The sequence below is a fragment of the Paenirhodobacter hankyongi genome (assembly GCF_003664585.1).
Taxonomy (GTDB): Bacteria; Pseudomonadota; Alphaproteobacteria; order Rhodobacterales; family Rhodobacteraceae; genus Rhodobacter; species Rhodobacter hankyongi.
Window position 1 is genome coordinate 41,833 of the sequence record NZ_RCHI01000004.1, and the last position, 20,814, is coordinate 62,646.

16 protein-coding genes are annotated in these 20,814 nt (G+C 66.5%); 9 read left to right on the top strand and 7 right to left on the bottom strand.

Features of this window, described 5'->3' with window-relative positions; all coding sequences use genetic code 11:
* Nucleotide 1: 1 nt before the first annotated feature.
* The 3 genes from DYS74_RS05250 (at nucleotide 2) to DYS74_RS05255 (ending at nucleotide 3,918) form a co-directional block, all read left to right on the top strand.
* Nucleotides 2–1,045 (top strand): hypothetical protein, encoded by a 1,044-nt coding sequence (locus tag DYS74_RS05250; protein ID WP_121531640.1) that lies wholly within the window; start codon nucleotides 2–4, stop codon nucleotides 1,043–1,045.
* 97 nt (nucleotides 1,046–1,142) lie between these two features.
* Complete coding sequence (locus DYS74_RS18460) at nucleotides 1,143–2,171, top strand: hypothetical protein (RefSeq protein WP_147435456.1); 1,029 nt, start codon at nucleotides 1,143–1,145, stop codon at nucleotides 2,169–2,171.
* Nucleotides 2,172–2,322: 151 nt separating this feature from the next.
* Complete coding sequence (locus DYS74_RS05255; RefSeq protein WP_147435458.1) at nucleotides 2,323–3,918, top strand: sulfotransferase family protein; 1,596 nt, start codon at nucleotides 2,323–2,325, stop codon at nucleotides 3,916–3,918.
* A gap of 215 nt (nucleotides 3,919–4,133) precedes the next feature.
* Here DYS74_RS05255 and DYS74_RS05260 read toward each other — a convergent pair whose 3' ends face one another.
* The gene (locus DYS74_RS05260) at nucleotides 4,134–7,046 is read right to left on the bottom strand and encodes a hypothetical protein (protein WP_121531644.1); all 2,913 of its coding nucleotides are present in this window, start codon (nucleotides 7,044–7,046) and stop codon (nucleotides 4,134–4,136) included.
* A gap of 239 nt (nucleotides 7,047–7,285) precedes the next feature.
* Nucleotides 7,286–8,452, bottom strand: coding sequence for a nucleotide sugar dehydrogenase (locus DYS74_RS05265; RefSeq protein ID WP_121531646.1), 1,167 nt, complete (start codon nucleotides 8,450–8,452; stop codon nucleotides 7,286–7,288).
* A 195-nt stretch (nucleotides 8,453–8,647) separates the two neighbouring features.
* On the opposite strand from DYS74_RS05265, the gene DYS74_RS05270 reads away from it, so the two are divergent.
* Nucleotides 8,648–9,688, top strand: coding sequence for a DUF2793 domain-containing protein (locus tag DYS74_RS05270; protein ID WP_121531648.1), 1,041 nt, complete (start codon nucleotides 8,648–8,650; stop codon nucleotides 9,686–9,688).
* A gap of 15 nt (nucleotides 9,689–9,703) precedes the next feature.
* Nucleotides 9,704–9,997, top strand: a complete 294-nt coding sequence (locus DYS74_RS05275; protein ID WP_121531650.1) for a hypothetical protein — start codon at nucleotides 9,704–9,706, stop codon at nucleotides 9,995–9,997.
* On the opposite strand, the gene DYS74_RS05280 is transcribed toward DYS74_RS05275, so the two are convergent.
* Both DYS74_RS05280 and DYS74_RS05285 read right to left on the bottom strand, forming a co-directional pair.
* Complete coding sequence (locus tag DYS74_RS05280) at nucleotides 9,960–10,856, bottom strand: hypothetical protein (protein WP_121531652.1); 897 nt, start codon at nucleotides 10,854–10,856, stop codon at nucleotides 9,960–9,962. The genes DYS74_RS05275 and DYS74_RS05280 overlap by 38 nt on opposite strands.
* 45 nt (nucleotides 10,857–10,901) lie before the next feature.
* Nucleotides 10,902–11,717: an ABC transporter permease gene (locus DYS74_RS05285; protein WP_121531654.1), complete on the bottom strand. Its 816-nt coding sequence runs from the start codon at nucleotides 11,715–11,717 to the stop codon at nucleotides 10,902–10,904.
* Between the two features lie 480 nt (nucleotides 11,718–12,197).
* On the opposite strand from DYS74_RS05285, the gene DYS74_RS05290 reads away from it, so the two are divergent.
* Together DYS74_RS05290 and DYS74_RS05295 are read left to right on the top strand one after the other, a co-directional pair.
* Nucleotides 12,198–13,367 (top strand): sugar transporter, encoded by a 1,170-nt coding sequence (locus DYS74_RS05290; RefSeq protein WP_121531656.1) that lies wholly within the window; start codon nucleotides 12,198–12,200, stop codon nucleotides 13,365–13,367.
* A gap of 3 nt (nucleotides 13,368–13,370) precedes the next feature.
* The gene (locus DYS74_RS05295) at nucleotides 13,371–14,027 is read left to right on the top strand and encodes an ABC transporter ATP-binding protein (protein WP_121531658.1); all 657 of its coding nucleotides are present in this window, start codon (nucleotides 13,371–13,373) and stop codon (nucleotides 14,025–14,027) included.
* A 6-nt stretch (nucleotides 14,028–14,033) separates the two neighbouring features.
* Here DYS74_RS05295 and DYS74_RS05300 read toward each other — a convergent pair whose 3' ends face one another.
* A complete protein-coding gene (locus tag DYS74_RS05300) occupies nucleotides 14,034–15,011 on the bottom strand; it encodes a glycosyltransferase (protein WP_121531660.1) in 978 nt (325 codons plus the stop codon).
* A gap of 170 nt (nucleotides 15,012–15,181) precedes the next feature.
* Here DYS74_RS05300 and glf point away from each other — a divergent pair, with 170 nt between their 5' ends.
* Nucleotides 15,182–16,345: a UDP-galactopyranose mutase gene (gene glf, locus DYS74_RS05305; protein ID WP_121531662.1), complete on the top strand. Its 1,164-nt coding sequence runs from the start codon at nucleotides 15,182–15,184 to the stop codon at nucleotides 16,343–16,345.
* A gap of 220 nt (nucleotides 16,346–16,565) precedes the next feature.
* Entirely contained in the window at nucleotides 16,566–17,690 is a 1,125-nt protein-coding gene (locus DYS74_RS05310) for a hypothetical protein (RefSeq protein ID WP_121531664.1), read from the top strand.
* Nucleotides 17,691–17,727: 37 nt separating this feature from the next.
* Here DYS74_RS05310 and DYS74_RS05315 read toward each other — a convergent pair whose 3' ends face one another.
* Both DYS74_RS05315 and DYS74_RS05320 read right to left on the bottom strand, forming a co-directional pair.
* Nucleotides 17,728–19,560, bottom strand: coding sequence for a glycosyltransferase (locus tag DYS74_RS05315; protein ID WP_121531666.1), 1,833 nt, complete (start codon nucleotides 19,558–19,560; stop codon nucleotides 17,728–17,730).
* A 121-nt stretch (nucleotides 19,561–19,681) separates the two neighbouring features.
* Nucleotides 19,682–20,746, bottom strand: a complete 1,065-nt coding sequence (locus tag DYS74_RS05320; protein WP_121531668.1) for a hypothetical protein — start codon at nucleotides 20,744–20,746, stop codon at nucleotides 19,682–19,684.
* Nucleotides 20,747–20,814: the final 68 nt, after the last annotated feature.

Below are 20,814 nucleotides of genomic sequence, written 5' to 3' on the forward strand. Positions count from 1 at the left end.
GATGCGCATCGTCATCCATGCCGGGATGCACAAGACCGGCTCGAGCTCGATTCAGGACTACATGGGTGCCCAGACGGACGAGGAGATCGTCTATGCCCGTTGGGCCAGCAGCAACCATTGCGGGCTTTTCGTCCTGTTGTTCCAGGATCCGGAGCTGATTGTGAACTATCACGGCTTCAAGGCCCGGGGGGCCGCGTTCCTTGCGACGCTGCCCGAGCTGCGCGCCAAATGGCGCCAGTCGATCATCGAGGATCTGGAGCGCAGCCGCGACAAGACCTTCGTGTTCTCCGCCGAGGACATCTCCTGGCCGCAATTCCAGCTGGCCCGCAAGAACATGCACGACTTTTTCCGCAGCTGGAGCGATGACATCACCGTGGTCGGCTATGTTCGCGATCCGCTGTCCTTTGCCGTCAGCGCCTTCCAGCAACGCCTGAAAGGGGGCATGACGACTTTCGCGCCCCATACGCATTGGCCTGAATACGAGGGCCGCTTCGCGCAGATGGACGAGCTGTTTGGTCGGGACAAGGTGATTCTGCGCCCCTACGACCGCAGCCAACTGCACGGCGGAGATGTGGTCGCTGACTTTGCCGCGATCCTCGGGACAGAGTTCGTCCCCGACCGCAACGCCGAGGCCAATACCTCGCTCAGCGCCGAGGCGACGGCCTTGCTGTTCCTGCAGCGCAACCTGGGCGACGGCTATGTCGCGGGCTTTCCGACGGCGCCGGCCGGCAACCAGGTGTTTATCGAGGCGCTGCGGCGGATCGGATCGCGGCGCTACACCTTTGCCGAGAAGATCTGGGATGAGGTCAAGGAGCAGCACCGGTCGGATCTGGACTGGATCGAGGAACGGCTGGGACAAAAGTTGCCGGAACGGCGCCCGGCCGATGCCTTGGTCATTTCAAGCGGCCAGGATCTCCTTGACCTGGCGGTGTCGCAGCTTCCTGAAGCCGAGGCGCTTTTGATGGATGTGATCCGGCAGCGCGAAGAGCCCGCAATCCAGAAAACCCGGCGCGTTCTGGATCTGTTGCGGCAGGCCAGTTATTGACAGCGGAACGGCCAAGGCCGAGCCTCACTCCCGAACCATGTCCCCCATTCAAGGGGGGAGGATCTTAATGCAAAGGCGCGCCATGAGGGGGGTATGAATGAAAGGGGTCATTTTTCATGTGGGGATGGGCAAGACTGGGTCGACTACAATACAAAATGCACTTGCCTCGAACACTGCTGCACTGACTGAAGCGCAGCTGTGTTATCTGGGGCGCTGGATGGGTATGGTGCATCCGGACTTCGACGATTTCTCAGGGTTTCAGAGATTTCTGCGTCAATCGCCCGACGGGCTTGTCCAAAGCGCACATGCGCTGTTGTCCACAGTTCACAGGATTCACGCCGAAACCGGCGCGCAAACATTTGTCCTATCCAACGAGCAGTACCTCGAAAATATCCCGACCTTGGCGGATTTCTTCCGTACCATTGCAAAAACAGTGCCCCTGAAGGTTGTCATCTTCGTCCGCCCCCCGGCGACGTGGCTCCCTTCTGCCTATACTCAATGGGGAGTTGCCCATAAGACAAACCCGGGTGCAGTTCAGTCGTTTGGCGAGAAGGCCCGACAACTGATGCGGCAGTACGACTACATCCGGCAATGGCGCGAAATTCTGGGCGAGTGTGTCACTGTCATTCCCTTCGAAGAAACTGTTGATACAGCCCTGGAGTTCTCCAAATTTCTGGGTGTCACGATGAAGGCGGATCCGGTTCGGCATCAAACTCGTCCGTCGCCTGCGCAAATCTTGCTGCGCGCGGCCTGCAACAATGTTCGGCCTGGAATTGTGTTGCCAGACGTATTCAATGCGATCATGCAACAGGCACCGTCGGGAACTCCTGTCGGTCTGGGGGCAAAATTTGCCCATGTGTTTCAGTATGATGAAATACCCAGAATCCTTGCCGAAAATGCGGAAACGCTCTCATATCTCGAGCGTGAGTTCGGTATGAATATGCGAGAAAGCAGCCCACCTGCGCGTCCGCCGTTTGACACGTCGGAGCTGGTTGATAAATTGCTGGGCAACATGCTGGATATTGTGTTCAGTCAGGCATATCAGATTGAAAAACTCACCCAACGTCTGGATGCGGTGGAGCGGGCTCAAGCCAGTCTTGCGCAACTTGGGAAAGCTGGCCATTGATGGATGCGCCGGGACGATAAGCGTCGGAGAGCAGCAGATGCTCAAGATGATCTTCGCCCTGGCTGAGGAGGTCGCTCTGATGCGCACCCAGATCGCAGAGCTGAAGAAAAAGGTGGCGGGCGGCCCCGGCTCCTGAGAGAATACGAATATCATGGTTACCTCGACGCCCCGCCGCTCTTCTCCGCCCCGCATCGCCCTTGTCGTCCTGGGGATGCATCGCTCTGGCACTTCGGCTCTGGCCGGGGCCCTGGGGCGTATCGGGTGTGATCTGCCCAAGGATCTGATGCCGCCGACCGCGATGAACGAGAAGGGGTTCTTCGAATCCAGTCGGATCACCGCGTTGAATGACGAGATCCTGCGGGCGGCCGGCCGGGACTGGGCGAGCTTCGAGGCGGTTCCAGCCGACTGGTATGCCTCGCCCGAGGCCCGCGAGCTCCAGGTGCGGGCCGGTGAGGCCCTCGTCGAGGAGTTCGGCCGTTCGTATCTGTTCGTCCTGAAGGACCCGCGGATCTGCCGGTTGCTGCCGTTCTGGCAGAAGGTTCTTGAGCAGAGCGGCTGCCAGACCCGCTATGTGATGACGCATCGTGATCCGCGGGAAGTGGCGGCGTCGTTGCAGCGCGGAACGCAATTCTCGGAGCTTTACAACAGGTTTCACGACCTCCGCTATGGTGCATTCATCTGGTTGCGCCACGTGCTCGAGGCCGAGGCCGGGACACGCGGTCAGCCGCGTGCGCATACCTCCTACAACCTGCTGATGCGCAGCTGGCAACAGGAGATCGGGAAGATCGGCAAGGCCATCGGGATCTCCTGGCCGCGCAGCCCCGCGACCAGTGGCATCGCCGAGTTCCTCAGTGGTGGGTTGCGGCATTTCGAACAGACGGCGGCATCCGGAGCCCCGCAGGACTGGATGGCGACCACGCTCGGGATCATGACGCGCTGGAGCATCAGCGGCGAAGACCAGGCCGACCATGCCGAGCTTGACCGGATCAGCGACGCCCTGAAACAGGCGGAACCTGTCCTGGCCGAGCTGTTCCACGACAGCCAGACGCTGCGCCAGGAGCAGCGGCAGGTCCGCGCAGAGGCGGCGCAGCTGACCGCCCTGCTCCACACCAGCCGGGCCGAGGCCGAGAGCCACCAAGTCAATCATGCGACGGAACAGAGTGCCCGCGGCGCCGCCGAGCAGCAGCTTGTGGCGCTGTCCGCAGAGGTCGAGGGGTTGCGGGCGGAGGCCGAGGGGCACCGCAGCAACCACGCCACGGAGCAACGGGCCCGCGGGCTCGCGGAACAGCGGGTTGCGGGGCTTGCTGCGGAACTCGACAAGGTGCGGGCCGAGGCGGAGAACCTGCGCTTGATCTGTCCGGACATTCAGGAGCGCCTTGCGCGTGCCCTTGCCGAAAATGCCGATCTGCGCGCGACCCATCAGGGGCTTGAGGAGAAGCTCGAGCGGCTCGAGGAGGCATGGCTCGAAGCGAGCCAGAGAGCGGACAGTCTGCAAAGCGCGCTCGCGCAGCGCAGCCAAGAGACCGAGGACCTTTACCGCACCGCTGCCGAAAACCTCGACCGCATCGCCGAGCTGGACGCGGCGCTCGAGAGGGCCACGCAGGACAACTTCCGCCTTGACCGTCGCTGCATCCGCGACAGTCGGCATCTGGAAGACCTGACCCGCTGTCTGTCGCGGATCATGGAAGAGAGCGTCACCGCCCGTCTTCGGCAGGGGCAGTCGCCGGATTTGCCACGACAGGATTGAGTTCGGTCCCTTGCGGGAGAGGCGGAGGTCGCTTCGGCCCTCGGGGCCGATTTGCGCTGCGCCGGGGATCGGGGCGGCGGTCGCGCAGGGCACGGCCTGCCGCCGCCCGCTCATGACGGCAGCCAGATTATCCTGACAGTGCACTCGCGACCGGTGTCGGCACCGGCCTCCACCGGACCGGATGGAACCGGCACCGGCGGAGGTCCTGTGCGGGATCAGCCCCGGCGGAGGTGCTGCACGATCCAGCGCAGCGGCGCGGTCAGCCGCCACGAGGTCGAGTGCAACAGGGCCTCGTTGTGGGCGCTTGCCGCCGAGAGCCGATCCTGCGTCAGCTGATAGCTGTCGGCCAGGGCGTCGATCTGCTGGCGCAGGATCGCAAGCAGCACTGCGGCGCTTTCTGCACTCTCTGTGCTGTTCGGGTCGGTAGCGGGCTGCGGCAGGTTGAAGCGCTGTGCCAGAAGATCCCGGGCCTCGAACAGGGCATCGCGCAGCGCGATCGCGTCGCGCTGTTTCTGGGCAGTGCTGGCCGTCGCGTCCTCGAGGCTCTTCTGATAGCCCAGCACGACGGTGGCGATCTGCGCAAGCTCGGCGTCGCGCTGGGCATTTGCCGCGCTGAGAGTGGCGATCTCGCTCGATTGGGTCCGGATTGTCCGTTCAAGCGAACCGCACTGTGCCGTACTGCGTTGCCTTTCCGCCTCGGCGGCCGCCAGACGGGCGCTGCTTTGTGCAAGATCGCGCTCCCGCTGCGCGAGCAGGTCGCGGCTTTGCGCCAGCTCCGAGCCAAGCGCGGCGCGGGTGGCCTCGAGATCGCGCTGGACGGTCTGCAGGGCGCCGGTGCTGGCGGCGGCCTCCTCCTCGCGCCGGGTGGCGAGGGTGGCGAGGGTCGCGAGCTCCCGCTCGTTCTCGGCGAGACGGGCGACGGCGCGGGCAAGATCCTGCTCGCGCTGGGCCAGAGCACCTTGGCTTTCAGCCAATTCGGCGCCGAGCGCGGCGCGGGTGGCTTCGAGATCGCGTTGCGCGGTTTGCAGGGCGGCATTGTTTGCGGCGGCCTCCGCCTCGCGCCGGGTGGCGAGGGTGGCGAGTTCGATCTCGATCTCGGCGAGACGCGCGACGGTGCGGGCAAGATCCTGTTCGCGCTGGGCCAGAGCGCCGCGGCTGTCGTCCAGCGCCTGGCCGAGAGAGCGGCGCTCGGCGGCGAGCTGCGCCGCTTCGGCCTGCAGGCGCTCCAGCGCGGTGCGGGTGGTTTCCAGGTCGTGCAGCGAGGCCTGCAGCGCAGTGGCGCTGGCCGCGGCGTCGGCCTTGTGCCGGGCGGCAAGCGCGGCGGCCTCGGCCTCGATCTGGGCAAGATGTGCGGCGGTTCGGGCAAGATCCTGCTCGCGCTGAGCAAGCGCGCCGCGGCTGTCATCCAGCGCCTGACCGAGCGCGAGGCGCTCGCCGGCAAGCTGCGCCGCTTCCGCCTGCTCGCGCGCCAGCGCGGCGCGGGCGGCCTCAAGCTCGTTTCGGCTGGCCTGCAGGGCGGCAGCGTTTGCCGCGGCCTCGGTCTCGTGCCGGGCCGCAAGGGCGGCGAATTCGGCCTCCAGCTCGGCTAGACGTGCGGCGGTCTGGGCGAGGTCCCGCTCGCGCTGCGCCAGCGCACTGCGGGCGGTCAGCATTGCCTTGGTGATCTCGGTAAGCTCGGTGTCGCGTCGGTTGCGCGCGTTGCGCAGCGTCTCGACTTCGTCCGCCTGGCTCTGCAGCTGTTCTTCGGCCTGAGACAGGGCCTCCTGCGTGCGCACGAGCGAGCCGGTGACGTCGTCGATCTCGGCCTTGCGTTGCGTGAGTGTGTTCAGCGCCCGGGTCAGCTCGTCCTGCAATGCTTCGCGCTCGGCCTTCAGGGCCGTGCCCTGCTCGATCTGGGCGGCGAGCGCCGTGGCGAGTTCCTCGCGCTCGATCCGGGCTGCATCGCGCTCGGCGGCCAGGGCCTCGACGGCCTTGGCGCGCTCGACGAGGCGCGGCTCGACCTCGGCGATCTTGGCGCGGGCGGCATTGCGTTCCGCGGTGAGGGTCTCGATCGCCTTGGCGCGTTCGATGAGGCGCGGCTCGATCTCGGCCGTCCTGGCACGGGCGGCGTCCAGCTCGGCGGTGAGGGCGGCGATGGCCTGCGCGTGTTCGGCAAGCCGCGGCTCGATCTCGCTGAGTCGTGCCTGAGTGGCACTGCGCTCGGCGTGGAGGGCCTCGATCGCCTTGGCTCCCTCGGCCAGGGCCGCCTCGACCTCCGCCAGACGGGCACGGGACGCCGCAAGCGCTTCTCGGTTGCTGCTGTCCTCGGCGGTGACGAGCGGGCCGAGGAGGATGGCGCTTTCGTCAAAGGCCTTGCGGATCTCGTCGAGACGCGCGTGATCGCTCGCGGATTCGCCGGTCTCGGCCCAGGATTCGAGGATCCGGAAGGTGTCGCGCAGCCATTCGGACATCAGGCTGTCCTGCAGCACCGCCTCGGGGGCGATCGCGTGATGCTTCAGCTCGGGTTCGATTGTGTCGCGCAGCTCGGGCATGTTGACCGGCGAGAGCCGCGGCCAGGAGATCCGGAGGTCGCGGCCAAGCTTCTTGGCGACGTCGCCGCAGTTCGCGAGGAGCCGGTCATAGCTGGTGAAGGCCCGCGGCAGGCCGCGGCTGCCCGCTTCGGCATCCAGAACATGGCGCAGCCAGAGCAGATAGGCGTATTCGGGGACGAAGCCGTTGCGCGCGCCCAGCGAGGCAGCGACTTCGAGCGGGTTGCGATGGGTGTGCACGACGACGGGCTGGATCTTCATCTCGGCGAGCAGCCCGGTCCAGAACGGCAGGATGCGGCAGATGCGCGGATCCTTCAGCACGAAGAGGCTGGAGGTGCCATATTCCGCCTCGAGCGTGTCGCGGATGCGTTCGCGGAACTCGTCGGCCTTCGGCGAGCTCAGCCAGGAGGCGGGGAAGGGGCGGTAGTCGTTCCAGCTGCTGCCGGCGGAGGCAAGCAGGGCCTCGTGCTGGCGGAAGAGCGGGGAGGACTCGAAGAAGCCGCGCGGGTTCTCATCGGCCGCCGGCATCGGCGTTGCCGGGCCGTCACAGCCAAGCGCGATGAGCAGCTCGGAAAGCGCGGAGGTCCCGGATCGGTGCATGCCGAGGATCAGGATGGCCTTGCGCTTGAGCGAACTCTTTCGGGTGGTACTCCGCGAACGGGTGCCGGAAGTCTTGGGGCTTTTGGATGTCGTCATGGGGGAGGTATGTCGCAAAAGAAAGGCCTGTGGCAGAGCCTAGCTTGGAACCGCCCCGCCTGCCACCTCTTTGCGGTCGGCCAGGCAGGGCATCTGCGGATGTGCCCATCTGCTGTGCAGATGCAGCATCCACGCGGAAACGCTCAGTCCACGCCGAAGAGGTCGCGGGTGAAGACCTTGTGCGCCACATCGGCAAGGGCCGGGGCAAGGCGGTTGGCGAGGATGAGGCCGGCCTCGGCCTTGAAGGCATCGAGGTCACGGATCACCCGGGAATGGAAGAAGCTGTCCTCGGCGAGGGCGGGTTCATAGACGATGACCTCGATCCCCTTCGCCTTGATCCGCTTCATGATCCCCTGGATCGCGCTTTGCCGGAAATTGTCGGAGCCTTCCTTCATCACCAGCCGGTAGACCCCGACCACCGTCGGGTGCCGCGCCACGATCTGGTCGGCGATGAAATCCTTGCGGGTGCGGTTCGCATCGACGATGGCGGTGATCAGGTTCTGCGGCACATGGCTGTAATTCGCCAGAAGCTGCTTGGTGTCCTTCGGCAGGCAATAGCCGCCATAGCCGAAGGAGGGGTTGTTGTAATGCCCGCCGATGCGCGGGTCGAGGCAGACGCCGTCGATGATCTGCCGGGTGTTCAGCCCGTTGGTCAGCGCATAGCTGTCGAGCTCGTTGAAATAGGCGACGCGCAGCGCGAGGAAGGTGTTGGCGAAAAGCTTGATCGCCTCGGCCTCGGTCGGGTCGGTGAAGAGCACGGGGCAGTCGCGGTCGATTGCGCCCGCGCGCAGCAGTTCGGCAAAGACACGGGCCCGCTCGCTGCGCTCGCCCACGACGATGCGCGAGGGGTGCAGGTTGTCGTAAAGCGCGCGGCCCTCGCGCAGGAATTCGGGAGAGAACAGGATGGCGTCGGAGCCGGTCCGGGCGCGGATCTGGGTGACGAAGCCCACCGGGATGGTCGACTTGATCACCATCACCGCGGCGGGCGCGATCTGCAGCACCTGGCCGATCACCGCCTCGACGCTCGAGGTGTCGAAGCGGTTGCTCTGGGCGTCGTAATTCGTGGGCGTTGCGATGATGACGAAATCGGCCCCCGCGAAGGCCTCGGCCGGATCGGTGGTGGCGCGCAGGTGCAGGGCGTGATGGGCGAGGTAGTCCTCGCATTCCGCATCGACGATCGGGGACTTGCGGTCGTTGACCAGCGCCACGCGCGCGGCCGAGACGTCGAGAGCCACGACCTCGTTGTGCTGGGCGAACAGGATGGCGTTCGACAGCCCGACATAGCCGAGCCCCGCGACCGCAATTTTCATCGTTCAAATTCCTGCCTGATCTGTCGGCCCGGTTTATCGGGGGAAAGCCGGGGCGAGACAAGGCTGTTTGTGCCGTAGGGGCAACCATGGGCGGGGCTTGGCCGAAGCCGTGGGGAAGGCAGCGTGCGCTGCCCTAACCGGATCTTTGCCGCGCTGCGGAACAGTCGGGGACGACGCATCTTCTGGAGAGCCCCGATGGCCGACACCACCGCCAACCTCGACCTGCCGCGGATCCTGCCGGCGCAGGCGCAAAAGCACGTCACCCACAACGAGGCGCTGCAGCTTCTCGATGCCGTGGTGCAGCTTGTCGTGCAGGGCTTCGATGCGGACACGCCGCCCGCGACGCCGGGGGAGGGAGAGGTCTGGGCGCTGGGGGCGGTGCCGACCGGGGCCTGGGAGGGGCAGGCCGGCAGGCTTGCGGTCCGCGCCGGGACGGGGTGGCTTTTCGCGGCGCCGCGCCCGGGCTGGCGGGCCTGGGGGCGGGCCGAGGCCGATCTGCGGATCTGGGACGGGGCGGGCTGGGGGTCGCTCTTTGCCGGGCGCGCCGGTCTGGGCATCAACACGGGCTTCGACGCGGCCAACCGGCTTTCAGTTGCGGCGCCGGCAACGCTGCTCAGCCACGAGGGCGCGGGGCATCAGCTGAAGATCAACAAGGCAGGGGCGGCCGAGACCGCGGCGCTGCTGTTCCAGAGCGGCTGGTCGGGCCGGGCCGAGATGGGGCTTGCCGGCAATGATGACTTTTCAGTCAAGGTCTCGGCAGATGGCAGCAGCTGGATCGCGGCGCTGACCCTCAACCGGACGAACGGGCATCTGGGCGGCGCGGCGGTGCAGCAATCGGCGAGCGACATCACTGCCGGGCGGCTGATGCGGGCAGATTACGGCTTTTGCCGGGGCAATATCCTGGGCACGGTCGGACAGGCGGCGGGCGTGCCGACCGGCGCGGTGATCGAACGTGGCACCAATGCGAACGGCGACTATGTGCGCTTCGCGGATGGCACGCAAATCTGCCTGCGCGAGGTGTCGACGCTGACGACAGGGGGGGCGGCGGTGACATTTCCGGCAAGTTTCATTTCCGCCGGCGCCTATCGTGGCTCGGGCATGGCCCGATCGACGACTCCGGTTGTGACGGCAGTGGACAGCAAGACCGCGACGCAGATCAATGTCAGTTGCTGGGACCTGTCTGGTGCGCGGGTTTCGAGGCAGGTCGACCTGATGTTCGTCGGTCGCTGGTTCTGAGCGGAGGAGGTCGCGATGTTTCTCATTACCCTGAGCCCGATGCGGCGCGACGATACGCTTGCGGTTTCCGTCGCCGGCGACGTGTTGACGCTGAACGGCGCGGCGCTCGATCTTGGCGCGCTTGCCCCTGGCGAGAGCCTGCCCTGCGACGAGATCGGCTGCGAGTGGATTGCCTCGGACATCGTCCGCGGCGAGGGCGGCGAGATCGCGCTCACCCTGATCTTGCCGCATGGGGCCGAGGCCACCGACGCGCGCCGGTTCCCGCAGCCGGTCACGGTGACCGCAGACGGGCCGGTGGCGCTCGACTGAGGCCCGGTTCAGGGGTGAAAAGGCGCAGCCCGGTTCCGGGCGCCTCTGCCCGACGGCGCAGGACGGCGAGGTCGCGTGCCTCGATCGCCCTAAACAGCGCGTGTTCGCGCGCGTCCCACGGATCGAAGCCGGGCCGGTCCAGCCCGCGCGGCAGCGCCGCTGCCATCGCCTTTACCGCCTCCGGGGTCATCGGTGCCGTTTCGGCCCGGGCGGTGATCGCGTCGATCGCTGCCTGCGAGAAGCCCGGGCGTTCGGTGCCCTCGTGCAAGGTGAAGGCGTCGGGCGCGAGGCCGGTGACGGCCGCCAGAAGCCGTGCCTCGTTTCCGGGCAGATCCTCGGCGCGATAGAGCAGCATCGGGCTGTCGGGGAAGGCGGCGCGCAGCCGGTCGATCAGCGGCAGCCAGCTCATCGCCTCGGGCGGCCAGCGCAGGAAGCTGCGGAACGGCCGGAATGGCGTCGATTTCAGCATCTCGCAATAGAGCGAGGGCAGGTAACCCGCGAAGCCGCGCAGCCCCAGCACCAGCCGCGGCGCGCGCAATCCGAGATGGCGCGCCACGATCTGCGCGCGATCTGCGCCTTGCGGGTAAAGTCCCGCAGGCGTCACCGCATCCTGCACCAGCGCGAGGATATTCTCGTCGAAGACGAGGCGGCAGGCGCAGTCGGGGAAGGTCTCCGCCGGGGCGGGGGCGACGTCATGATCCGCGTGCAGCAGCGGCCGCGTCCAGGCGGCACGGAACGATTCGAGCCCGGTCCAGCCGATCCCCGCGGCCTGCAATGCCTGCTGCGAACGGTCGAGCGACTTTTGCAGAAAGGTCGTGCCGGTCTTGTGCACGCCAAGCCAGAGAATGTCTTGCGGCATGGCGCCGTCTCCCGTTGCGTCCCGTCCTGCCCGGCTCTGTCCGGGTCAGGTGTTCAGGATGTCCTTGTGATAGCGCATGAGCAGCACGAGCCCGAGCGCGCACAGGACAAGCGAAACCGTCACGACATAGGCGGTCGACACGTACTCGGCCTTGTACATCGGATAGAAGCCGCGCCGCATCAGCCCGAGGATGTGGACGAGCGGGTTGTACCACAGGATGTTCTGCACCGAGCGGGGCAGCTGTTCCATTGTCATCAGCACCCCCGAGGCCAGGAACAGCGGCCGCGTGATGATCGACCAGACCTGTGTCCAGGCGGGGTAGAGCCCGGACAGAAGGCAGTTCATCGTGCCGACTCCGAGCCCGAGCAGCGCGCACAGCACGAGCGCCTCGAGAATCGGGCCGAAGTCCAGAACCGTTCCGGTCTGCGCCGTCAGCAGGATGCCGGTGAACAGAATGTAGATGACCATGAGCTGGGTCAGCGAGTTCAGCACGAAGCGCGCGATGATGGCGTCCATCCAGGTCACGCTCGGATAGCGCAGCAGCGGGCGGGAGAAGGCCATCGAGGTGGCGATCGCGCCGGCTACGCCGTTGTAGAACAGGAAAGGCATCATCCCCGTCGCGTAGAACAGGATGAAACTGGTGCCGAGCGCGGGGGTGTGCATGACCAGCGAGAAGCCCGCCGCCAGCACCAGGATGCCACCCAGAGGCTCGAGAATGGCCCAGGCATAGCCCCCCGGCGACCCCCCGTAGCGGGTCGACATTTCACGCAGCATCAGCGCGATGATGGTGCGCAGCGTGGCGAATTGCCGCGTCTGCACACGTTTGGGCTCGCTTGGTGGAGACAGGTCGCTTGGGGACATCGCACGGATTGTTGTTCTAGTTTTTCAGGCCCGCATTATGTAGAATAACGGCAACAAGATCAATTCCGGCCATCTCGGGACAGCAATTTGACAAAGCAAGACACGATCGCGGGCGGCGGCACTGCGCCGGAAAGCGCGCCGCAGGCAGGTGCGCGGGATGCGAAGACGGCAGCCGATGCTGCGGTTGCGAAGACGGCTGCTGCCGGCGCATCTGCGGGTGCTCCTGCCGGAGCAGGTGCGCCGGCCGGGGCGCGTGCCGGTGCCCCTGCGGCCGCTGCCGGCGCTGGCCCGGCGGGGCCGGGGGCGGCGCAGAGACCGCGCCCGCCCGGGGCGGGGGGCGGTCCCGGAGCGGGGGCCGGTCCAGGGGCTGGTCCCGGTGTCGGGGCTGGTCCCGGTGCCGCAGCCGGCCGCAGGCCGGGCGCGATGGGGCCCGGGGGAATGCCGGGGGCAGGCCGCGTGGCGCCAGGCGGCGCAGCTCAGGTGCCGCCGACGGTCATCGTCCGGCCGCTGCCCGCGGTTGCGACGCTCAAGCGCCGGCATCGCGGGCTGCTTTACAGCCTTGCCGCCGTCGTGCTGATCCCGCTTTTCATCACCGCGCTCTATCTGGGGCTGGTCGCGCGTGACCAGTATGCCTCGACCGTGGGCTTCACTGTGCGGCAGGAGGACGGGACCTCCGGCGCGACCTCGCTTCTGGGCGGGCTGTCGCAATTCGTCGGCACCAGCGGTGGTTCGCGCGACAGCGACATCCTGTATGAATTCATCCAGAGTCAGGAGATCGTCTCGGAGATCTCGAAGCGGATCGACCTCGTCGGCCTCTATTCGCAGAACTGGCCCTGGGATCCTGTCTTCGCGCTGTCGCCCGATGCCACGATCGAGGACTTGCTGGACTACTGGAAGCGCATGGTGCGGATCTCCTATGACCAGTCGACCGGGCTTATGGAAGTGCGCGTGCTCGCCTTCTCGCCCGAGGATGCGCAGAAGGTCGCTTCCGAGGTCGTGCGCGAAAGCCAGAAGATGATCAACGACCTCAACACGACGGCGCGCGAGGACACGATGCGCTATGCGCTCGAGGATCTCGACACCTCGCTGACCCGGCTGAAGGGCGCGCGCGAGGCGATGACGCAGTTCCGGACCCGCACGCAGATGGTCGACCCGTCCTCTGACCTCGCCGGCCGGATGGGGGTGCTCAACAACCTGCAGCAGCAGCTGGCTCAGGCGCTGATCGATCGCGATCTGCTGCTCGACCAGAAGGGCGGGCCGGGCGACGACCCGCGGCTCCAGCAGGCCAGCCGGCGCATCGACGTGATCCGTCAGCGGATCGTCACGGAACGGCAGAGCTTCACCAGCGCCACCGGCGAGCCGAGCGCGCTGCCCGAGAACTATCCGAGCCTGATCTCGGAATACGAACGGCTGAACGTCGACCAGCAATTCGCCGAAGAGACCTATCGCGCCGCCCTCGCCGCGGTCGATGTCTCCCGCGCCAATGCCGCGCGGCAAAGCCGCTATCTTGCGGCCTATGTCCGCCCGACCCTGCCCGAGACATCGGAATTCCCGCGCAGCTGGGACATCCTCGGCCTGATGGCGCTGTTCCTGACGCTGGCCTGGGCGATCGCGGCGATGGTGTTCTACTCGATCCGGGACCGTCGCTGATCCATGATCCGCTTCGAGAACCTGACCAAGAGCTTCTGGGTGCAGGGCGAGCGCCGGGTGGTGATTGACAATCTCAACCTGACGCTGCCCACCGGCTCGTCGCTGGCGCTGCTCGGGCGCAACGGTGCCGGCAAGTCGACGCTGATGCAGCTGATCGCGGGCACCATGCGCCCCGATCACGGCCGCATCACCTCGGACGGGACGATTTCCTTTCCGGTGGGCTTCGGCGGGTCCTTCCACGGCGAGCTGACCGGGGCGCAGAACACCCGTTTCATCGCCCGCATCTACGGCGTCGACACCGACGAGCTGATGGCCTTCGTGCAGGATTTCGCCGAGCTCGGCGATTTCTTCTACGAGCCGATCCGGGTCTATTCCTCGGGGATGCGCTCGCGGCTGGCCTTCGGCGTGTCGATGGGGATCCGCTTCGACACTTACCTGATCGACGAGGTGACGGCGGTGGGCGACGCCGCGTTCCGCGCGAAAAGTCAGGCGGTGTTCCGCGAACGGATGAAGAGCTCGGACGCGATCCTCGTCAGCCACGACATGGCGCAGGTGCGCGAGATGTGCAGCGCGGGCATCGTGCTCGACCACGGCCGGCTGAGCGTCTTCGACGATCTCGAAGCGGCCATCGAGTATCACCGCAAACTGATGCTGGGCTGAGGTAGCTCAGTCTTCGCCGCTCCAGCGCAGGACCTCGGCATGCGGCACATGGCGCCGCCCGGTCAGCCCGTCGCGGATCGCGCGCCCGATCAGGGCGGTGAAGCGCCCGCGCGCCCCGGCATGCGCCCGCGCCTTCATCAGCCATTTCGGCAAGATCACCAGGAGCACCGGCCAGAACATCGGCCCCGCCGCCAGCCGATAGAGCAGCAGCAGGTTGCGGTGATAGTAATAAGCCTTCCACAGCGGCCGGAACTCGCCGCGCTGCTGGCCCGAGAAGGTACCCATGTCGTGCTCGAAGCGGATCCGCGGCTCGAAGCACATCCGCCCGCCCTTCGCCGTCAGCCCGAGCGTGTAAAGCCCGTCGTCGCCATAGATGAACAGGTCCGGATCGGGATAGCCCGCCCGCGCGATCCCGGCGCGCGAGATGAAGAAGCCGACGAAGGAGGTCACGTCGATCGGGCTCGGCCGGTCGAGCGCATAGGCCGCCGGCGTCAGGTGAAAGCCGCCGCGCCCGCCGCGCATCGTGCGCAGGAACTCGCGCCCGTGCCAGAACGGGTTGCGCGAGGGGCGGTTCATCTCGCAGATCGTGCCGTCGGGGAAATAGACCGCGGCGGCGATGCCGTCGACGTCGGTCTTGTCGAGCGCGTGGAAGGCGGCGAGTGCACCCGGCACGGGCGAGCCGTCGTCATCCATCAGCACCAGCCAGTCGGGGTCGAAGCGGGCGACGGCCTCGCGCATGCCGCGGGCGAAACCGCCGGCGCCGCCGCTGTTGACCGGCTCGCGCAGCACGGTGAGCCGCGGATCGTCGAGCGTCGCCAGCCAGTCCGCGGTGCCGTCGGTCGAGGCGTTGTCGACCACCACCACCTGCGCCAGCTCCTCGGCCGGGCTGGCAAGCAGCCGCGCCAGCGTCACCTGCAGCTTGCCGAGCCGGTTGAAGGTTACGACCACGGCCGCCAATGTCTCTGTCCTTGCCGCGTGCGTCATTCCGTCTCCGCCATCCGTCTCTCTGGAATTAGCCACTCCGGCACTGGCCCGCTGCCGTCAAGCCGAAACTGGCGGGGGATGGCGCAGCGCGGGCGGAGAGATGCCGAGTGCCATTGCCCTCCCCCGGGCGCTGTTGGTAGGGTGCGCCGAGACGGTTTTGGAGGCTTTTCGTGCATATTCTTCTTGTCGGGGCCGGTTTGTCCGGTGCGGTGATCGGGCGTCATCTGGCCGAGGCCGGGCACCGGATCACCATCGTCGATGCACGTGATCACGTGGCCGGCAACTGCCACACCGAACGCGACGCGGAAACCGGCGTGATGGTCCATGTCTATGGCCCGCACATCTTCCACACCGACGATGCCGAGGTCTGGGACTACGTCAACCGCTTCGAGACCTTCCAGCCCTACAAGAACCGGGTGAAGACCACCTCGCGCGATCCGCAGGGCGAGCTTGGCGTGTTCTCGCTGCCGGTCAACCTGCACACGATCAACCAGTTCTTCCGCAAGACCCTGCGCCCCGACGAGGCCCGCGCCTTCATCACCGAGGAGCAGGCCGACACCACGATCGCCGATCCGCAGACCTTCGAGGAACAGGCGCTGCGCTTCGTCGGCCGCGACCTCTACGAGGCCTTCTTCAAGGGCTACACGATCAAGCAATGGGGCGTGCAGCCCTCCGCGCTGCCGGCCTCGATCCTGAAGCGGCTGCCGGTGCGCTTCAACTATGACGACAATTATTTCTTCCACCGTTTCCAGGGCATGCCCGAGAACGGCTATACCGCGATGATCGAGCGCATTCTCGACCATCCGGCGATCGAGGTGCGGCTTGGCACCCAGTTCAGCCGCGACCAGGCGGGGGCGTATGACCACGTCTTCTACTCGGGGCCGCTGGATGGCTGGTTCGATTACGAACTCGGTCGGCTCGGCTATCGCACCCTCGATTTCGAGCGCTTCAGCTATCAGGGCGATTATCAGGGCTGCGCGGTGATGAACTACGGCGAGGTCGAGGTGCCCTATACCCGGATCACCGAGCACAAGCATTTCGCCCCCTGGGAAAGCCACGAGGGCTCGGTGTGCTACCGCGAGTTCTCGCGCGCCTGCGAGCCCGAGGACATCCCCTATTACCCGATCCGCCAGGTCGAGGAGAAGGCGCTTCTGGCCGAGTATGTGGCGCGCGCCGAGGCCGAGCCGGGCGTGACCTTCGTCGGCCGGCTGGGCACCTATCGCTATCTCGACATGGACGTGACGATCCGCGAGGCGCTTGATGCCGCACGTGCCTTCCTGACGCATGCGCAGGAGGGAACCGCGATGCCCGCCTTCGTCGCGGCGCCGCTCTGAGCGGAGTGGTGCCGATGCAACGGGCACGGGTGCGCGGACGGCGGTCATCGGGGCCGCGGGGGCGCCATCGGGCGCAGCGCGCGACGGTGCGGTGCGCGTGGCCATTCATCGGCCCGGAGCGTTGCAGGTGATTGGGCGGACGGGGCGCCGCATCGGGGCAAGGCTCAGATCCCGCGTCATGTCTCGCTCAGCTATTTTCAAGGACAAGGCCAGCAGGCGTATGAAACTCATCCTTTATATCGGCCATCACAAGGTCGGCTCGACCTCCTTGCAGCAGTTTCTTGCCGTGAACAGCATCCCCCTCGCGCGGGAGGGGGTGCTTTACCCCGCGACGGAAAGCGACGGTCTCAGCTACATGCTGGCAAGCAGCCTGTTCGGCGCCGAGCAATTCGACCGGACGCTGTCGATCAACGCCCGAGAGCCACACAATTCGCTGGCCTTCCGGATGCTTGCGTCCCGGGTGAAGGACAACAAGGGGCGGGTGCCGCCCTTCCTGACCGATATCCCGTCGCTGCAGCAGATGCGGGCCTTCCTGCGCAACCAGAAGGCCTATCTCAAGCCGCATACGATGGTCGTCTGCTCGGAAGTGATGGCGAATTTCGGCAAGGCCGATCCGACTTTGATCGACGAGCTTTATGACATCCTCGGCGCCAGGCCGGCAGAGATCTACTGCGCGCTGCGCCGCCCGGACGATTACATCGTGTCGTGGCACGGTCAGCGGCTGAAGTTCGGGCAGAAGATCCCGCGTCTCAGCGCCGGCGGCACGCAGGCCTATTTCAGCACCGTGCATTTCGACTATCGGTTGATGCTGGCGCCCTGGGTCGAGCGCAGCCCCGAGGCCCGGCTGCATGTCCGGCCCTACGAGGAGATCGTCGAGGCCGGGGGCTCGGTTCTCGATTTCACCCGGACGGTCTCGGTGGACTTCAGCAATTGCCGGATGCCGCGGGACGATTCGAACCCCAGCATCCCGAGTGCGGCGCTGGAAATCGCGCGCCGGGGCAACGGTGTGCTCGCGCCGCAGGGGGCGCAGGTGCTGCGCCAGTTCCTGATCGAGATGCGCAAGCACAAGGCGGTGCCGGCCAATGCCGAGGTCGAGCTTTTCGGGGCTGCGGCGCGGGCGGCGCTGGCCGATGCCTTTGCGCCGATCGAGGCCTATCTCGAGACTCTGACCGGGCGCACGCCGTTCTTCCGCGACCTCGAGGCCCTGCGCCAGGAGCGGCCGATCCCGGAAGACGAGGCCAACCGCGCCGTCCTGCGTCTGATTTCGCCGCAGGATCCCCGTTTCTCCGAAACGCCGGGGCTGCCCGAATTCATCGCGGAGCTGCGCCGGGAATACGGTCTGTGATTGCCGGTCCGGGGGCAGGGCCCCCGGACCTCGAGCCTCAGTCCCGGGTGTCGAGCTTCAGCCGCTTGCGCCAGAAGGTCTCGGTGGCGAGGCGGTCATAGCCCGCGCGCCACTCGCCCCGGATCTTGTCGTAATCGCGCAGGAAGACGCGGGCGTTCTTCAGGAAGCGTTTCGTCTCCTTCCAGGCGCGGCGCTTCGAATGCACCATGGTGAAGGACTTGCCGGTCTTCTCGTCGCGCCAGGTGATCTGTGCCGCGCCCCAGATCGGGGCAAGCTGGCCGCGCTGGCTGGTGGTCAGGGTGACGCGGTTGCCGAACAGCCGGTAGAACGGGATCAGGTGGCCGTTCAGCGTGGCGAGCATCGCCAGCGCCGCCCAGCGACGGCGGATGTGGAACCGGATCCGGTCGGGCGCGTGGGGAGTGTCGTCGCGCAGGGTCTCGTCATGGCGCAGCGCGCCGATGGTGGCGCGGCGCTCGGCCATGTCGGCATTCTCGGCGAAGAATTCGGGCCCCTTCATCACGTCCTCGAAGGCGAGGTTCAGCGCCGCGAGCGTCTCGTAATGGCATTGCACCAGGCTGCGGGCGAAGAACCAGGCCGGGATGCGCAGCGCGCCGCGCGCGCTCAGCGCCAGGCCGGGCTGGGTCAGGTGATGGACGAGGTGGCTGCGCAGATCGAGATAGAGCGTCTGCAGCGTCTCCTTGTCGGAGAAATCGGCGTCCTGGAAGCACACGACGCCATTCAGCCGCGCGATGCGGAACGGATTCGCCAGGCTGAAGCTGATGTCGTCGCCGCGCACGAAGAAGGGGAAGGGCTCGTGCACCACCTGGTCGACCGGGAAGGCGAAATACCACCAGCCGCCATAGAAATTCGCCGGCGGCTTGCGCGTGGTCTCGTATTCCATCGCCAGCACCTGATCGACATTGCGCAGATCGGTGCCGAGGAACTGCGGCTTGCAGTTGTGATCGAAGACGGCGCCGTTTTCCCACATCGAGAAGCGGGCAGACGCCATGGTCATCGCGCCACAGACCGCGGTGGCCGGATCGGTCGCATAGGCGAGGAACATCCAGGTCCGCTCGAGGCTTTCCATGTGGATCGCGGCGTCGTCATCCATGAACAGGCAATGGCTGGCGCCCCGGTCCTGTGCCGCGAGCAGCCCGCGCGCGAAGCCGCCCGAGCCGCCGAGGTTCTCGTTCGGGATCGCGGTGACATGGGCGCTGCTTTCGATGCCGGCGCTCTGGCCGTTGTCGACGACGGTCAGGTGGATCCTGTCGCGCAGGCTCGAGCCGGGCAGGAAGGTCTCGAACCGGCGCACGGTGGCCTGCACGGCCTCCTCGCGGCGGAAGGTGGTGATCGACAGCATCAGCTCGGGGCTGCGCTGCGGCGCCTGCCGCGTCTGCCAGGCGGCATCGAGGAACAGGCAACCGTCCTCAAGCGCGCGCAGCTCGAAATAGGCGACGGCGCGGTCACTGATGCCCAGCACATGCGACAGCTCGAAGCGCAGCGGCCGGCCCGGTTCTAGGACGATCTCCTCGTTCACCGCGCATTCCCACGAGCGGTCGGGGAAGGCCGCGAAGACCTTCAGCTCCATCCGGCCGCGCCCCTCGAGGCGCAGGTGCAGATCCTCGAGCCCGCACAGGGAGCGCCATTTTCCGAGGTTGAAGAGGTTGAACCAGGTGTTGGCGATCAGCCGGGCGCCCTCGCCCAGGCTGACCTGGCCCGCTGCTTCGGAATAGGCTGCCAGCCCTTCGATGCGCAGGTAGAGATCGCGTTCGGTGCAGATCCCCTGTTCGGTGCGGACCATGCCCTGCAGCGTGACGAACCCGTCGGGGTCACGCGGCACCCAGGGCGTTTCTGTGGTGGCATTGGTCATGGCTGGGTCTCTCGCTCTGGATGGATGGAGGGTCGGGCGTTGCGTTCGGTGCCGGGAGAGGCCTCGACGCGCCGGGGGGTGGCAACCGCGGGGCCTGACATGGCGCGCGGCTCGCCCAACCTCAGGCCTCGACGTTCGGCGCAGGCGCCACAGCCGCGACCTTGCCCTCGGTCAGCATGAAGGCGCTGAGATAGGCAAAGTCCTGCAGGCTGATCACACCGATATTGGACGTTTCCCCGAGCTCGGGGCGCGCAGGAAACAGCGGGGCAGGGTGGTGGGGCAGGAAGGTCTGGCGCACCCATTCGTTGCCCTGCCTGTAGCGCTCGAGGACGCGTTCGGACTGCGCGCGCGACATGTAGGGGCGGGGCCGGTCGGGAAGCTGGTTGATCCGTGCCTCGAGAAGCTGGCGCGCCGGGTTGATGCTGTTGCCCTGATAGAAGGGCACGAAGGGCTGGATCCGGCGCAGGAATTCCTGCGCCGGAGCGGACAGGCTGCGGTTGTCCTCGGCGGGCAGGGCGAGGCCCGCGGTATCGGTGATGTCGAAGATGCGGGTGAGGAAATCCGTCAGCACGTCACCTCCGACCATCTGCGCGCGGTCGAACAGCAGCACGCGGATGGCATCCTTGCCGAAGGCCTCGAGCCAGAATTCCAGCAAGACGCGGTATTGCAGGAAATGCGGCACCGCGGGGCGTGCGGTCGCGCCCTGCAGGAAGGCATCGAAGGTCTGGTTGTTGTAGCCGCGCCGCATGAACTCGCCATACATGCTGAGCACGGCATCGTCCTGGCGGCGCAGGTAAATGACGATCTCGACCTCGTCGAAGAGCGGGCGGAGCATCTCGGCGAGGTTGAGGACATCATGCCGGCCGAGGTTGCCGGTCAGGTTCTCCGAGGAGAACAGCATGGTATGGGCATGCGGCGGGGCCGCGTCGATCTGCGCGCGGATGTGCTCGACGAGCCGGGCACGGAAGGCCGCGACCTCCTCCATGCTGTGCAACCCATAGGCGACCGCCGAGGGGTCGAGATAGGTTGCCGCGGCGTAGAAGAGGGTGATGTGATTGGCCAGCGGGGACAGCAGGTCCGGATAGATGATGCCACGTTCGAGAAACCAGTCCCGGTTCTGCTGAAACGTGCCCTGAAGATAGGTCGACCCCGTCTTCGGGGTTCCGATGTGGCAGACAAGCTTCAATTCAGAACGAGGTCCCTGTTTTCATCGCTGCGGGCTCTGCCCCGGGAGCATGATGTGGCGACGGAAAT

Excerpts from the sequence above, each read along its gene's own strand:
- DYS74_RS05260 (WP_121531644.1), bottom strand. The coding sequence starts at position 7,046 with ATGCACCGATCCGGGACCTCCGCGCTTTCCGAGCTGCTCATCGCGCTT.
- DYS74_RS05270 (WP_121531648.1), top strand. The coding sequence starts at position 8,648 with ATGGCCGACACCACCGCCAACCTCGACCTGCCGCGGATCCTGCCGGCG.
- DYS74_RS05280 (WP_121531652.1), bottom strand. The coding sequence starts at position 10,856 with ATGCCGCAAGACATTCTCTGGCTTGGCGTGCACAAGACCGGCACGACC.
- DYS74_RS05275 (WP_121531650.1), top strand. The coding sequence starts at position 9,704 with ATGTTTCTCATTACCCTGAGCCCGATGCGGCGCGACGATACGCTTGCG.
- DYS74_RS05255 (WP_147435458.1), top strand. The coding sequence starts at position 2,323 with ATGGTTACCTCGACGCCCCGCCGCTCTTCTCCGCCCCGCATCGCCCTT.
- DYS74_RS05310 (WP_121531664.1), top strand. The coding sequence starts at position 16,566 with ATGAAACTCATCCTTTATATCGGCCATCACAAGGTCGGCTCGACCTCC.
- DYS74_RS18460 (WP_147435456.1), top strand. The coding sequence starts at position 1,143 with ATGAAAGGGGTCATTTTTCATGTGGGGATGGGCAAGACTGGGTCGACT.
- DYS74_RS05300 (WP_121531660.1), bottom strand. The coding sequence starts at position 15,011 with ATGACGCACGCGGCAAGGACAGAGACATTGGCGGCCGTGGTCGTAACC.
- DYS74_RS05250 (WP_121531640.1), top strand. The coding sequence starts at position 2 with ATGCGCATCGTCATCCATGCCGGGATGCACAAGACCGGCTCGAGCTCG.
- DYS74_RS05315 (WP_121531666.1), bottom strand. The coding sequence starts at position 19,560 with ATGACCAATGCCACCACAGAAACGCCCTGGGTGCCGCGTGACCCCGAC.
- DYS74_RS05265 (WP_121531646.1), bottom strand. The coding sequence starts at position 8,452 with ATGAAAATTGCGGTCGCGGGGCTCGGCTATGTCGGGCTGTCGAACGCC.
- DYS74_RS05295 (WP_121531658.1), top strand. The coding sequence starts at position 13,371 with ATGATCCGCTTCGAGAACCTGACCAAGAGCTTCTGGGTGCAGGGCGAG.
- DYS74_RS05285 (WP_121531654.1), bottom strand. The coding sequence starts at position 11,717 with ATGTCCCCAAGCGACCTGTCTCCACCAAGCGAGCCCAAACGTGTGCAG.